The 11,659-nt window shown below is 66.7% G+C and carries 15 protein-coding genes; 11 read left to right on the top strand and 4 right to left on the bottom strand.

The genetic code is table 11. The features are described from left to right. Positions 1 to 2: 2 nt before the first annotated feature. Both Q0599_RS21585 and cobA read left to right on the top strand, forming a co-directional pair. Positions 3 to 347 (top strand): hypothetical protein, encoded by a 345-nt coding sequence (locus tag Q0599_RS21585; RefSeq protein ID WP_298834297.1) that lies wholly within the window; start codon positions 3 to 5, stop codon positions 345 to 347. 25 nt (positions 348 to 372) lie between these two features. Next, on the top strand, positions 373 to 1,230 hold the full coding sequence (gene cobA / locus Q0599_RS21580; protein ID WP_298834294.1) for a uroporphyrinogen-III C-methyltransferase: 858 nt from the start codon (positions 373 to 375) through the stop codon (positions 1,228 to 1,230). Here the strand turns inward: cobA and Q0599_RS21575 are convergent. The 3 genes from Q0599_RS21575 to Q0599_RS21565 form a co-directional block, all read right to left on the bottom strand. Continuing rightward, positions 1,211 to 1,912 carry a response regulator gene (locus Q0599_RS21575; RefSeq protein ID WP_298834290.1) on the bottom strand — a complete coding sequence of 234 codons (702 nt, stop codon included), beginning with the start codon at positions 1,910 to 1,912 and terminating at the stop codon, positions 1,211 to 1,213. The genes cobA and Q0599_RS21575 overlap by 20 nt on opposite strands. Beyond that, on the bottom strand, positions 1,909 to 3,096 hold the full coding sequence (locus Q0599_RS21570) for a GAF domain-containing protein (protein WP_298834288.1): 1,188 nt from the start codon (positions 3,094 to 3,096) through the stop codon (positions 1,909 to 1,911). The genes Q0599_RS21575 and Q0599_RS21570 overlap by 4 nt, the downstream gene beginning before the upstream one ends. A 147-nt stretch (positions 3,097 to 3,243) precedes the next feature. Continuing rightward, on the bottom strand, positions 3,244 to 4,290 hold the full coding sequence (locus Q0599_RS21565) for a LysR family transcriptional regulator (protein ID WP_298834388.1): 1,047 nt from the start codon (positions 4,288 to 4,290) through the stop codon (positions 3,244 to 3,246). A gap of 159 nt (positions 4,291 to 4,449) precedes the next feature. Between Q0599_RS21565 and sat the strand changes: the two genes are divergently transcribed. The 9 genes from sat to Q0599_RS21520 all read left to right on the top strand — a co-directional run bounded on the left by sat (position 4,450) and on the right by Q0599_RS21520 (position 11,156). Further along, the gene (gene sat, locus Q0599_RS21560; RefSeq protein WP_298834285.1) at positions 4,450 to 5,631 is read left to right on the top strand and encodes a sulfate adenylyltransferase; all 1,182 of its coding nucleotides are present in this window, start codon (positions 4,450 to 4,452) and stop codon (positions 5,629 to 5,631) included. Between the two features lie 4 nt (positions 5,632 to 5,635). After that, complete coding sequence (locus Q0599_RS21555; RefSeq protein WP_298834283.1) at positions 5,636 to 6,172, top strand: metallophosphoesterase family protein; 537 nt, start codon at positions 5,636 to 5,638, stop codon at positions 6,170 to 6,172. Between the two features lie 89 nt (positions 6,173 to 6,261). After that, a complete protein-coding gene (locus tag Q0599_RS21550; RefSeq protein ID WP_298834280.1) occupies positions 6,262 to 7,089 on the top strand; it encodes a hypothetical protein in 828 nt (275 codons plus the stop codon). Between the two features lie 45 nt (positions 7,090 to 7,134). Next, positions 7,135 to 7,614: an adenylyl-sulfate reductase subunit beta gene (gene aprB, locus Q0599_RS21545; protein WP_298834277.1), complete on the top strand. Its 480-nt coding sequence runs from the start codon at positions 7,135 to 7,137 to the stop codon at positions 7,612 to 7,614. Beyond that, positions 7,614 to 9,482 (top strand): adenylyl-sulfate reductase subunit alpha, encoded by a 1,869-nt coding sequence (gene aprA / locus Q0599_RS21540; RefSeq protein WP_298834275.1) that lies wholly within the window; start codon positions 7,614 to 7,616, stop codon positions 9,480 to 9,482. The genes aprB and aprA overlap by 1 nt, the downstream gene beginning before the upstream one ends. A 24-nt stretch (positions 9,483 to 9,506) precedes the next feature. Next, on the top strand, positions 9,507 to 9,857 hold the full coding sequence (locus Q0599_RS21535; RefSeq protein ID WP_298834272.1) for a hypothetical protein: 351 nt from the start codon (positions 9,507 to 9,509) through the stop codon (positions 9,855 to 9,857). A gap of 20 nt (positions 9,858 to 9,877) precedes the next feature. Beyond that, positions 9,878 to 10,387: a hypothetical protein gene (locus Q0599_RS21530; RefSeq protein WP_298834269.1), complete on the top strand. Its 510-nt coding sequence runs from the start codon at positions 9,878 to 9,880 to the stop codon at positions 10,385 to 10,387. An 86-nt stretch (positions 10,388 to 10,473) separates the two neighbouring features. Beyond that, the gene (locus Q0599_RS21525) at positions 10,474 to 10,635 is read left to right on the top strand and encodes a hypothetical protein (RefSeq protein ID WP_298834266.1); all 162 of its coding nucleotides are present in this window, start codon (positions 10,474 to 10,476) and stop codon (positions 10,633 to 10,635) included. 131 nt (positions 10,636 to 10,766) lie between these two features. Then, entirely contained in the window at positions 10,767 to 11,156 is a 390-nt protein-coding gene (locus tag Q0599_RS21520; RefSeq protein WP_298834262.1) for a rhodanese-like domain-containing protein, read from the top strand. A gap of 75 nt (positions 11,157 to 11,231) precedes the next feature. Here Q0599_RS21520 and Q0599_RS21515 read toward each other — a convergent pair whose 3' ends face one another. Then, positions 11,232 to 11,654, bottom strand: coding sequence for a nucleotide pyrophosphohydrolase (locus tag Q0599_RS21515; protein WP_298834260.1), 423 nt, complete (start codon positions 11,652 to 11,654; stop codon positions 11,232 to 11,234). Positions 11,655 to 11,659 lie beyond the last annotated feature (5 nt).

Below are 11,659 nucleotides of genomic sequence, written 5' to 3'. Positions count from 1 at the left end.
CGATGTTCACGCTGACCCGCAATGCCGCCGCACGCATCCGCCAGGCTGCCGTCGAAGGCGGCATGGAGGAGCTGGCCTTGCGCGTGGCCGCGCGCCGCGAGGCCGACGGCTCGATCACCTACGGCATGGGCTTCGACGAGCCTCAGGAAGGCGAACAGCCTTCGCTGCAGACCGAGGGCGTGACCGTGCTGATCGCCTCCAGCTCGCAGCCGTTGCTGCTGGACACCGAGCTCGATTTCGTCGAGATGGAACCGGGCCAGTTCAGCTTCATTTTCGTGCCGCAGGCCGCAGCGCAGGGCGGCAACGGCTGCGGCAGCTGCGGCGGCGGCGGCTGCGCCACCTGCTGAATCCAGATCCGAGGAGACCGAAGCGATGAACGCCTGCGTCGACATTCCCCGCTCGCTGCTGCGAGACGAGCGCGCGTCCCGCGCCGGCAAAGTCTACCTGGTGGGCGCCGGCCCCGGCGACCCCGAGCTGCTGACGGTGAAGGCCGCGCGGCTGCTCGCCGGCGCCGACGTGGTGGTGATCGACCACCTGGTGTCGCCGCCGGTGCTGGACCTGATCGGCCCCGACGCGCAGCGCATCTACGCCGGCAAGCAGCGCAACCACCACACGCTCAAGCAGCACGAGATCAACGCGCTGCTGGTGAAGCTGGCGCAGCAGGGTCGCCAGGTCGTGCGCCTGAAGGGGGGCGACCCCTTCGTGTTCGGCCGCGGCGGCGAGGAGATGCAGGAACTGGTCGCCGCCGGCGTGGACTTCGAGGTGGTGCCAGGCATCACCGCGGCCTGCGGCGTTTCCGCCTATGCCGGCATCCCGCTGACGCACCGCGATCACGCGCAGAGCTGCACCTTCGTCACCGGCCACCTCAAGGACGGCAGTGCCGAACTCGACTGGGCCGGCCTGGCGCGTCCGCGGCAGACGGTGGTGATCTACATGGGGCTGACGGCGCTGGCGCAGATCTGCGAGAAGCTGATCGCGCACGGCCTGCCGCCGACGATGCCGGCCGCGGTGGTACAGCAGGGCACGACCGCCGCGCAGCGCGTGGTCACCGGCACGCTGGCCGATCTGGCCCGACGCGTCGCCGACGCCGGCCTCGAATCGCCCTGCCTGACCATCGTCGGCGAGGTGGTAAAGCTGCGCGAGATGCTCGACTGGTACGAGACGCAGCCCGCCGCCGAGCCCGCCGTCGCGCGAGCGCCGGCCGCTGAACTCAGCGCGGCGTTCGCCTAGCCGATTCGACCAGGCTCGCGCCGCCGGGCATCGCGGCGCGCTGCTCGACCGCGAACACGGCCGCCTCGACGCGCGAGTTGAGGTTGAGCTTGGTGAGGATGTGCCGCACGTGCAGCTTCACCGTGTCGTGGCTGATGTCCAGCGCACGGGCGATGGTCTTGTTGCTCTCGCCACGCGCCAGATGCTGGAGGATCTCGCGTTCGCGTTCGGTCAGCGACGACAGCAGGTCGCGCCGCTCCGGTTCGCTGCCCCCGGACTGCAGCATCTGCGCCAGCTTGAGGGTCAACGCCGGCGCCACGGCGAGCTCGCCACGCGCGGCGCGGCCGATGGCAGCGATCACGTCCTCGGGCTCCATGTCCTTGAGCAGGTAGCCCTTCACGCCGGCGCGCAGCGCGGCAGCGAGGTCGTCCTGCGAGTCGCTCATGGTGAGGATCACCGCCGGCGTCTGCACGCCCTCGCTGCGGATGTGGCGCAACAGGCTCAGTCCATCGGTGGTGGGCATGCGCAGGTCGAGCACGACCAGGTCGGGCTGGTGCTCGAGCAGCAGGCCGGTCACTTGCGTGGGGTCGCCGGTGGCCGCCGCGACCTGCATGCCGCCGCGGTGCTGCAGCAGGTCGGTCAGGCCGTTTCGGCACAGCGAGTGGTCGTCGACCAGCACGACCTTCAGCGGCCGATCGCTCATGACGTCGCCCCGACCGGTCCGGCCGGCGCATGGCAGGCCAGGCGCACCCGCGTACCGCCACCGGGGCGCGCCCCGACGCTGAACTCGCCGCCCAGTCGATGGGCCCGTTCGCTCATGATGCCGATGCCGAAATGCGAGCCCTCGTCGCACTGTTCGTCGCCGGGCCTCGGCCCGATGCCGTCGTCCTCGACGCGCAACTCGAAGCCCAGCGGACCACCCTCGATGGTCAGCCAGGCGTGTCGCGCGTGCGAGTGACGCTCGATGTTCGCCAAGGACTCTTGCACGATGTGGAAGACGTCGGTCTCGACTTCAGTGGACAGGTTCAGCGGCATGCCGCGATTGACAAAGCTCAGTTCGATCGCATTGCGCTCGCGGAAGCGCGCCACCAGCGCGTCCAGCGCATGGCCGAGTCCGCGCGGGTCGATGCGCGTGCGGAACTGGGTGACGATCTCGCGCAGGCTGGCATGCGCCTCGCCCACCGCCCGGCGCACGTCACCGAGGTACTTCAGCGCGTTCGGTCCGTCGTGCTCGACCACCGCGTCCTGCAGCAGCGGCAGTCGCATCTTCACGAAGGTCAGTGTCTGCGCGATCGAGTCGTGGATCTCCGCGGCCATCGCCTGGCGCTCCTGCATCACCGTGGCACGCAGGTTCTCGGATTCGAGGCGGGCATTGTCCAGGGCCAGCCCGAGCAGCTCGCCGACGGACTTGAGCAGCGCCATGACCTGTGGCGACGGTTCGTCGTTGCCGGCGAAGAACAGGTTGTAGACACCCAGCACACGCCCGCGCCGCTGCAGCGGAACGGCCAGCACGCGCCGGCACTCGTGGCCGAAGTAGTCGCCGCCGCCGCGCGCCGAGCACAGCCGCAGGTCGGAGGTCGCAACCATGTGCCGCGCGTCCGCCGCCGCGCCGCAGACGCCGCAATGCCGGTCGACGCTCTCTTCGATGCGGTGCACCGCGCGCGGCAACCCGATGTCGCTGACCAACTGCATCCCGCTGTCGGAGAGCAACCGCACCGCGCCGGCCTGCGCCCCGGCCAGCGCGACGATCGGGGAGAGCAGGCGGTCGAGCAACGCGCGCAGATCCTCGCCTCCGGCCAGGCCGGCCGCGATCTCCGCCAGCAACTCGGAGCCGGGCTGCGGCGAACGGATGGGCGTAGCTTCGAGGCTAGTCGGTACGGCGGACATGACAGGCGAATGATGACGTATTCGAACGGAATTCTTCAGTCTCGGCCATTCGGCATTCTCCGGACCCGCGACCTGCCTTGCGTTGCGTCAAGCCCTGCCGAAGGAGTCGGCAAGGCCGGCCGCGACATCACCTGATCGCACGCAGGGTCATTTCCCGGGCGCCGCCGCTCTGCCACCGGGTGCGGCCCGAATCGCAGTCAGGCGCCCGGACGTGGCGAACGCAGCGCAGTGGCGCACGAACTCGTCCGTGCCCTGGCAGAGATGCTTGTCGCGGCGCAGCACGATGGCCAGGCGTCGCTGTGCGCGTGGCAAGCGTGTGTCCAGTTGCACGAGCGTCCCTTGGGCCAGCTCGCGAGCCACCGCCTCGCGCGACAGGCAGCCGAGCGCCGCGCCTGCCGCCACGAGGTGCTTGATGGCCTCGGCGCTGCTGAGCTCGAACTCCACTTTCAGCGGACCGACGCGCTCGAGAAGCCAGCGATCGACCGCCTGGCGCGTCCCCGAGCCGGGCTCGCGAAAAGCCCAGCTGGCCTCGCGCAGCTGTCGTGCGCTGACCGTGCCGGCGGCCAGCGCGTGACCGGGCGCCGCGAAGATGACCAGCTCGTCGGTCAGCCATGGCCGCACGATCAACTGCGGGTGGGTCTGCGGCCCCTCGATGAAACCCACGTCGACGTCGGACCCTGCGACCGCCGAAATCACCTCGGTCGTGTTGCCGATCATCATGTGCACCGGACTGGCCGGATGGTTCATCTTCCAGTGCGCCAGCAGCCCCGGCAGCAGGTACTCGCCGATGGTCATGCTCGCGGCCACGCGCAGCGGCGCGGCGTGCGCCCCCGAGAACAGATGTTCCACTTCGGTGGCGAGATCGAGCAGCAGGCTCGCCTTGGGCAGCAGCGCGCGGCCGTTCTCGTTGAGCACCAGGCGCCGTCCCACGCGGTCGAACAACGGTACCCCGAGGCAGCCCTCCAACTCGACGAGCGACGCGCTGGCGGCCGACTGCGAGCGCGCCACGTGGTCCGCTGCGGCGCGCGTGGACCCGGCGCGCGCGGTGGCCACGAAGACCTCGAGCTGGCGCAGCCCCAGGCGCAGCCGGCTGTTGGGCGGCAGGACACTGGATTGATCGGTTTTTCCGGTCACAGTGATCAGTATTGTCCGCTTTTTCTTTTGAAAGGGGATGTCTACGATCGGCCGACCCATCATGTACGCGATTGCCTGTCTCCGCTCCCGCCACGCTGCCTGCGGCGCACGTCGGGATGGTGCAATGGCTCCGGCCCCGCACCAGGATCGGCCCTCCGAGGCCGCGACGGGCCCTGTGTCGGCGGGCTCACGCGCGTTGCATCCGGAGGACAGATGAGCATGCTGGTTCGTCCCCACGGCGGTACCGAGTTGCGACCGCTGCTGCTCCAGGGCGCAGCGCTGGAGCAGGAACTCAAGCGGATTCCCGGACTGCCGAAGGTGCGCGTGAGTTCGCGCGAGCGCGGCGACATCCTGATGCTGGGCATCGGCGGCTTCACGCCGCTCTCCGGATTCATGACGCACGCCGACTGGCAAGGGGTATGCGACGGCATGCGCCTGACCAGCGGTCTGTTCTGGCCGATCCCGATCACCCTGTCGACCGACACCGACACCGCGGCTTCGTTCAGGACCGGTCAGGAGATCGCGCTCATCGACCCGGACAGCGGGGCGGCGCTGGCGACCATGCTCGTCACCGAGAAGTATTCGATCAACAGGGCACACGAGTGTGCCGCCGTCTTCCGCACCACCGATCCCGCCCACCCGGGCGTGAAGATGGTCATGGAGCAAGGCGAGGTGAATCTCGCAGGCCCGATCAAGGTGCTCTCGCAGGGCGGCTTCCCCGAGAAGTACGGCGACCTGTACATGACGCCGGAACAGACGCGCCAGCTGTTCACTTCCTACGGCTGGACGCGCATCGCAGCGTTCCAGACGCGCAACCCGATGCACCGCTCGCACGAGTACCTGGCCAAGGTGGCCATCGAGGTCTGTGACGGCGTGCTGGTGCACTCGCTGCTGGGCGCGCTCAAGCCCGGCGACATTCCCGCCGAGGTGCGCACGCGTGCCATCGGCGCGCTGGCAAAGAACTATTTCGTGCCCAGCACCGTCGTGCAGGCCGGTTACCCGCTGGACATGCGCTACGCCGGCCCGCGCGAGGCGCTGCTGCACGCGCTGTTCCGCCAGAACTACGGCTGCTCGCATCTGATCGTCGGCCGCGATCACGCCGGCGTGGGCAGCTACTACGGGCCGTTCGATGCCCATCGCATCTTCGACGAGATCCCCAAGGACGCGCTCGAGACACAGGCGCTCAAGATCGACGTCTCGTTCTGGTGCTACCGCTGTGGCGGCATGGCCAGCGGCCGCACCTGCCCGCACGGCGACGCCGACCGGCTGCAGGTCAGCGGCACCCAGTTGCGCAAGTGGCTGTCCGAGGGTCACGACGTGCCCCCCGAGTTCAGCCGGCCGGAAGTGCTCGACGTGCTGCGTACCTACTATGCCAGCCAGTCCGGCACGGCGCCGCGGTGACCGCATGAAGGTCTGCATCGTCTCCGACAGCCACGACCGTGCCGACGCGCTGGCTCAGGCCGTGCAGGCGGCCAGGGAGCGCGGCGCCGAGGCGGTGATCCACTGCGGCGACCTGATCGGCGCGCAGTCGCTCAAGCCCGCACTGGCAGCCGGGCTGCCGGTGCACTTGATCCACGGCAACAACCTCGGCGACGCGCAGGCGCTGCACCGGCTGTCGCGCAGCAGCGGCGGGCAGTTGCAGTATCACGGCGCGGATGCGCGCATCGAGCTCGGCGGCCGCCGTGTATTCGTCGTGCACTACGACGATTACGGCTACGCGATGGCGTGCACCGGCGAGTGGGATCTGGTGTGCTGTGGCCACTCGCATCGGGCCGAGGTGCGGCAGGTCGATGCGGTCCGTGGCGGTTCGAGCTGGCTGGTCAATCCGGGCACGGTGGCCGGACTGGCCGCGCCGCAGACCTGGGTGCTGGGCGACCTGGCGGCCCTGCGGTTCGAGGTGCACGAACTGGGCGCACCACGAAAGGACGCTGCGCTCGCGTAGAACGATCACGAAGTTGCGCGACCGGCGGCCCGCCGCGCAACCGCTCCAGCAGGCCGGGCCACCTAGAAGATCGACAGGAGACATGCACGATGTTCACGACCAACCCCTTTGCGGCGGTGGCCGACTCACTGCCGGCCAGCGCGATGCAGGTCTTCGTGGTCCTGATGGCGCTGGCGGTGCTGTTGGGCACGGTGCTCGACATGGTCCACAAGGGCAGTGCGACCTACTTCTTCGCCAACTGGCGCAAGTCTCGGGGCAAGGGCGCGCCAGTCGACGTCGCGTCGATCGCGGTCAAGACCGTCGTGGTGGACGTGCTCGCCTCGGGCGAGTTCTGCAACCCGCGGCGCCGCGTCGCCCACCTCCTGACCATGTACGGGTTCATCCTGTATCTGGTGACCACCGCGATCATGGTGTTCGGCTATCCGACGACCGCCACGCCGACGCCGACGCCGGTGGTGCAGCTGTGGTGGCTGGGCGGGCTGATGGTTCTCGCCGGCGGCTACTGGTTCTGGTTCTTTATCCGCGTGGACGTCGCAGCCGAGGGCAGTTCGCCCTTGCGCCTGATGCGCGCTGACCTCTTCATCCTCTCGCTGCTCGCCAGCGTGACGCTCGGCCTTCTCTGGGCGGGGCTGCAGGGGTCGGGCAGCGCGGCCGCCGGAGTCGTGTTCGGCCTGTACATCCTCGCCACCATCGTGCTGTTCGGCGGGGTGTACTGGTCCAAGTTCGCGCACATGTTCTTCAAGCCCGCGGCGGCGTTCGAGAAGCGTGTCTCCAAGGCCAGCGGCGTCTACGCCAACCTGCCGCTGCAGACTCGCGACGATCCTGCGCAGCGTGAAAGACATTCGATGGAGCTGCTGCGCGATGCCCCGATGGACATGGGGCTGGGCATCAAGCGCGAAGCGCCGCGTCACTATTGAGAGAAAGTCCGCAGGTCCTCGCGGAATACAACAAGGAGTCAGCCTATGCCTACCTTCGTCTACATGACGAGGTGCGACGGATGCGGCCACTGTGTCGACATCTGCCCCTCGGACATCATGCACATCGACAAGACCTATCGGCGCGCCTACAACATCGAGCCGAACATGTGCTGGGAGTGCTTCTCCTGCGTGAAGGCCTGCCCGCAGCATGCGATCGACGTGCGTGGCTATGCCGACTTCGCTCCGCTGGGCCACAGCGTTCGAGTCGTCCGCGACGAACAGAAGGGCACGATCGCCTGGAGGATCAAGTTCCGCAACGGTACGGAAAAGAACTTCCTGTCACCCATCACCACCAAGCCGTGGGGGCAGGCGATCCCCAAGCTCGCGGATGTTCCGGGCCCGAGCAAGGAAATGCGCGACAGCGAACTGCTCTACAACGAGCCCAAGTACATCCGCCTGGATGACGGCGGTCTGCGCACGCTCGAGTCCGCTGGTCTCAAGATGAAGATGGGGGTCTACTACTAATGGCCTACGAAACGATCGTCGAAGACGGCATCGACATTCTGGTCGTCGGTGCAGGTCTTGGCGGCACCGGTGCCGCCTGGGAGGCGAGATTCTGGGGACAGAACAAGAAGATCGTCATTGCCGAGAAGGCCAACATCGACCGCTCAGGCGCGGTCGCCCAGGGTCTTTACGCGATCAACTGCTACATGGGCACGCGCTGGGGCGAGAACAACCCGGAAGACCATGTCCGCTACGCGCGCATCGACCTGATGGGCATGGTGCGTGAGGATCTGCTGTTCGACATGGCCCGCCACGTCGACTCCACGGTGCATCAGTTCGAGGAGTGGGGCCTGCCCATCATGAAGGACCCGAAGACCGGGCGCTACCTGCGCGAAGGTCGGTGGCAGATCATGATTCACGGCGAGTCCTACAAGCCCATCGTGGCCGAGGCGGCCAAGAAGTCGGCGGACAAGGTCTTCAACCGCATCTGCGTCACCCACCTGCTGATGGACGAGAGCAAGGAGAACCGCGTCGCCGGTGCCGTCGGCTTCAACGTCCGCACGGGCAACTTCCATGTCTTCAAGTCCAAGGCCGTGATCTGCAGTGCGGGCGGCGCCTCCAACATCTTCAAGCCGCGCTCGGTGGGCGAAGGTTCCGGCCGGACCTGGTATGCACCGTGGTCGTCGGCGTCGGCGTACGGTCTCCTGATCAATGCCGGCGCCAAGATGACGCAGATGGAAAACCGCATCGTGCTGGCGCGCTTCAAGGATGGCTATGGCCCGGTCGGCGCCTACTTCCTGCACCTGAAGACCTACACGCAGAACGGCCTGGGCGAAGAGTACGAGTCCAAGTGGTTCCCCGAACTGCAGAAGATGGTCGGCAAGGAGTATCTCGATCCGGAAGCTTCGCACCTGACGCATCGGCCGATCCCGACCTGTCTGCGCAACCACGCACTGATCAGCGAGGTCAATGCCGGCCGCGGTCCCATTCACATGGTGACGATGCGCTCGTTCCAGGATCCTCATCTGGAAGAGGTCGGTTGGGAGAACTTCCTCGGCATGACCGTGGGTCAGGCGGTGCTTTGGGCCGCTACCGATGTGGATCCCAAGAACGAGAATCCCGAGCTGACAACCTCCGAGCCCTATGTCATGGGCTCACACGCGACCGGTTCGGGCGCCTGGTGCTCCGGCCCCGAGGACGTTTCCCCGCCCGAGTACTTCTGGGGATACAACCGCATGACGTCGGTCGAGGGTCTGTTCGGCGCCGGTGATGCGGTCGGCGGCACGCCGCACGCATTCTCGTCGGGGTCGTTCACCGAAGGCCGTCTCGCTGCGAAGGCGGCGTGCAAGTACGTCGATGACGGAAAGGGCGAAGGCATCGTCGTCAGCGACGAGCAGATCGGGCGCCGCAAGGAGGAGATCTACAAGCCGCTGGAGCACTACAGGATCTACCGCAACGAGATCGTGGCGGGCGACGTCAACCCGAACTACATCAACCCCAAGCAGGGCCTGGATCGTCTGCAGAAGCTGATGGACGAGTACTGCGGCGGGGTGACCGTCAACTACATGACCAACGAGAAGCTTCTGAACATCGGACTCAAGAAGCTCGCCATCATGGAGGAAGACCTCGAGAGCCTGGCCGCCAAGGACATCCACGAACTGCTGCGTGCGTGGGAGCTGAAGCACCGCCACCGCGCCGCCGAGTGCGTCACGCAGCACACGCTGTTCCGCAAGGAGACCCGTTGGCCGGGGTACTACTATCGAGGTGACGCCATGAAGGTGGACGACGTGAACTGGCACGTGCTGACGGTTTCGCGCCGCGATCCGAAGACGGGCGAGTACACCATGGAGAAGGCGCCCTGCTATCACCTGATCGAGGACGAGAAGTAGAGAGAACTGCAGGCGGGCGCGAGCGTGAACATCACCGAAAAGAGCGACGCGGAGATCCTGGCCCTGGCCGAGCCGCTGTGGCTCGGCCTCGTCAGGAATTCGAACGAAGGCAAGTATGGAGAATTCGCGAGGAACTTCTCCAGTTCCCTGGCCCGCAACCTGGATCAGATCGCTGCAGGCCACCAGTTTGCGCACAGCGAACTGGCGCGGAACCTGTCCGAAGAAGTGGATACTCTCGGCATCATCCGCAGGGGCGAGCACGTGACGGTTCTTTACCGGCAGCGCAGTACCAAGAAACCCGGCGAATGGCTTGGCAGGCTCGTCCTCGGCTACGAGGATGGAACAGTCAGGATCTTCGGTGCATCAATCTTCTGAATATTTCGTCGAGACTTGAGATGAGCGAAGTCATCCAGGACGGCAAGTTCGTCGAGCTGACCTACGAGGTGACCGACAAGAAGCTGGGGCATGTCCTCACCAGTGTCGAGTTCCCGTTGGGCTATGTGCACGGACACAATGAAATCCTGGCCCCGTCGGTCCATGGCCAGCTCGAGGGCAGGTCCGCCGGCGACGTCATCGAAGTGGAGATCGATGGCAATCAGATCTTCGGCCCCAGGGACGAGTCGCTGGTCTTTTCCGATCACATCGAAAACGTCCCCGAGCAGTATCGGCAGATCGGCACCTCCATACTCATGGAGAACGACAGGGGTCAGACGCGCAGCTTTCTCGTCACCCACCTGGACGACGAGACACTGACGGTCGACGGCAACAATCCGCTCTCCGGCAGGGTGGTCGTGTTCAAGCTCGAGATACGGACCGTGCGCGACGCCACGGACGAAGAAGCGCGGGCGGGTGGGGCGATCGATGCAGGCGCCGCGATCGACCCGTCGCTCCTGAAACCCGTCTGAACGGCGGTGCGCCATGGCATCGCACGCCGCTCAGGCATCGTCGACTGCACTTGCAGTCCTCCATTCACGGCAAGAAAGGTGACGATATGAGCGACCACAAGCCGCCCCCGGCCAAGGTTCCAGACGGTGTCACGCGTTATCTGACCACGCGCCAGATGCCGCCCAACGAGAAGGGTTTCGTCGGCTTCGAGACCATCTGGAAGCCGTTCCAGAAGGAAGCCGAATACAAGACGCCGAAACGGCCGTAGGCATCGTGCGGGGACATCGACGACCCGGGACGCGCGCGACGGGCTCGCCGGCCACCTGGAATATGCATATGAGCCGATATTCCGATCGTCACCGCTGACAAGCGCGACAATGCGCTTTGCCGGAGCGCGACATGGAACATCTGCATCCCACCAAGGCGTACGAGATCGTCAAGGAGAGCCCGAACACGCTCCTGATCGACTGTCGCACCGAAGTCGAGTTCTTCTACGTCGGCCATCCCACCGATGCGATCAACATCGAGTGGAACACCGCGCCGGACTTCGAGGTGAACGAGCACTTCGCTGACGAGGTGCTGCGCATGGCCGGTCGCAAGGACCGACCGATCGTTCTGATCTGCCGCAGCGGCAAGCGCTCGGTGGACGCCGGGCTCGAACTGGAGAAGCACGGCTTCACGAACGTGAGCAATGTGCTCGAAGGCTTCGAAGGCGAGCTTGACGCCGAACACCACCGCGGCAATCTGGGCGGCTGGCGCAAGCACGGTCTGCCGTGGCGCCAGGTCTAGCCGCCGGCTGATGCCGCCAGGCTGGCGACCCTTCGATCAGGCCGCCAGCCGCGCAGAGCGGTGGCCTGCGGCGGTTCACGCCTGACGGTCGGAATACTTCTTCGCGTTGCCGCGCGCAAGGTGGACGGGGTACTTGCTCGCGTTGGTGGCGAGCTTGCTGCGCACCGCCTCGTCGAGATCCACCTCCAGCACCGCAGCCAGGCGCACCAGGTAGACCAGCACGTCGGCGATCTCGTCGCGCACGCGACGCGCGGTCAGCGGGTCGCGGGCCACGTCGCGCGAAGCATCCTCGCTGAGCCACTGGAACAGTTCGACCAACTCGCCCACCTCGCCCGTGAGCGCCATGGCGAGGTTCTTGGGCGAGTGGAACGACTCCCATTCACGCGCGCGCGCGAACTGCGCGATCGCGTCCTGCAGCGCGGCAACGTCGACCAGAGGCCGCGCTGACGGTTCCGGGGCGGCTGACTCGTCCTGGGGATGGGGGTCTGCGCTCGTCATTGCTG

It is taken from the genome of uncultured Piscinibacter sp. (assembly GCF_937952055.1).
GTDB lineage: Bacteria > Pseudomonadota > Gammaproteobacteria > Burkholderiales > Burkholderiaceae_C > Piscinibacter.
Note: the sequence above shows the minus strand (reverse complement) of the source record. Positions and strands in the feature narration are given on the sequence as shown.

Coding starts and splice junctions, on each gene's coding strand:
- Q0599_RS21570 (WP_298834288.1), bottom strand. CDS start 3,096: ATGTCCGCCGTACCGACTAGCCTCGAAGCTACGCCCATCCGTTCGCCG.
- Q0599_RS21550 (WP_298834280.1), top strand. CDS start 6,262: ATGTTCACGACCAACCCCTTTGCGGCGGTGGCCGACTCACTGCCGGCC.
- Q0599_RS21515 (WP_298834260.1), bottom strand. CDS start 11,654: ATGACGAGCGCAGACCCCCATCCCCAGGACGAGTCAGCCGCCCCGGAA.
- Q0599_RS21530 (WP_298834269.1), top strand. CDS start 9,878: ATGAGCGAAGTCATCCAGGACGGCAAGTTCGTCGAGCTGACCTACGAG.
- sat (WP_298834285.1), top strand. CDS start 4,450: ATGCTGGTTCGTCCCCACGGCGGTACCGAGTTGCGACCGCTGCTGCTC.
- aprB (WP_298834277.1), top strand. CDS start 7,135: ATGCCTACCTTCGTCTACATGACGAGGTGCGACGGATGCGGCCACTGT.
- Q0599_RS21520 (WP_298834262.1), top strand. CDS start 10,767: ATGGAACATCTGCATCCCACCAAGGCGTACGAGATCGTCAAGGAGAGC.
- Q0599_RS21575 (WP_298834290.1), bottom strand. CDS start 1,912: ATGAGCGATCGGCCGCTGAAGGTCGTGCTGGTCGACGACCACTCGCTG.
- Q0599_RS21565 (WP_298834388.1), bottom strand. CDS start 4,290: ATGGGTCGGCCGATCGTAGACATCCCCTTTCAAAAGAAAAAGCGGACA.
- cobA (WP_298834294.1), top strand. CDS start 373: ATGAACGCCTGCGTCGACATTCCCCGCTCGCTGCTGCGAGACGAGCGC.
- Q0599_RS21525 (WP_298834266.1), top strand. CDS start 10,474: ATGAGCGACCACAAGCCGCCCCCGGCCAAGGTTCCAGACGGTGTCACG.
- Q0599_RS21585 (WP_298834297.1), top strand. CDS start 3: ATGTTCACGCTGACCCGCAATGCCGCCGCACGCATCCGCCAGGCTGCC.
- aprA (WP_298834275.1), top strand. CDS start 7,614: ATGGCCTACGAAACGATCGTCGAAGACGGCATCGACATTCTGGTCGTC.
- Q0599_RS21555 (WP_298834283.1), top strand. CDS start 5,636: ATGAAGGTCTGCATCGTCTCCGACAGCCACGACCGTGCCGACGCGCTG.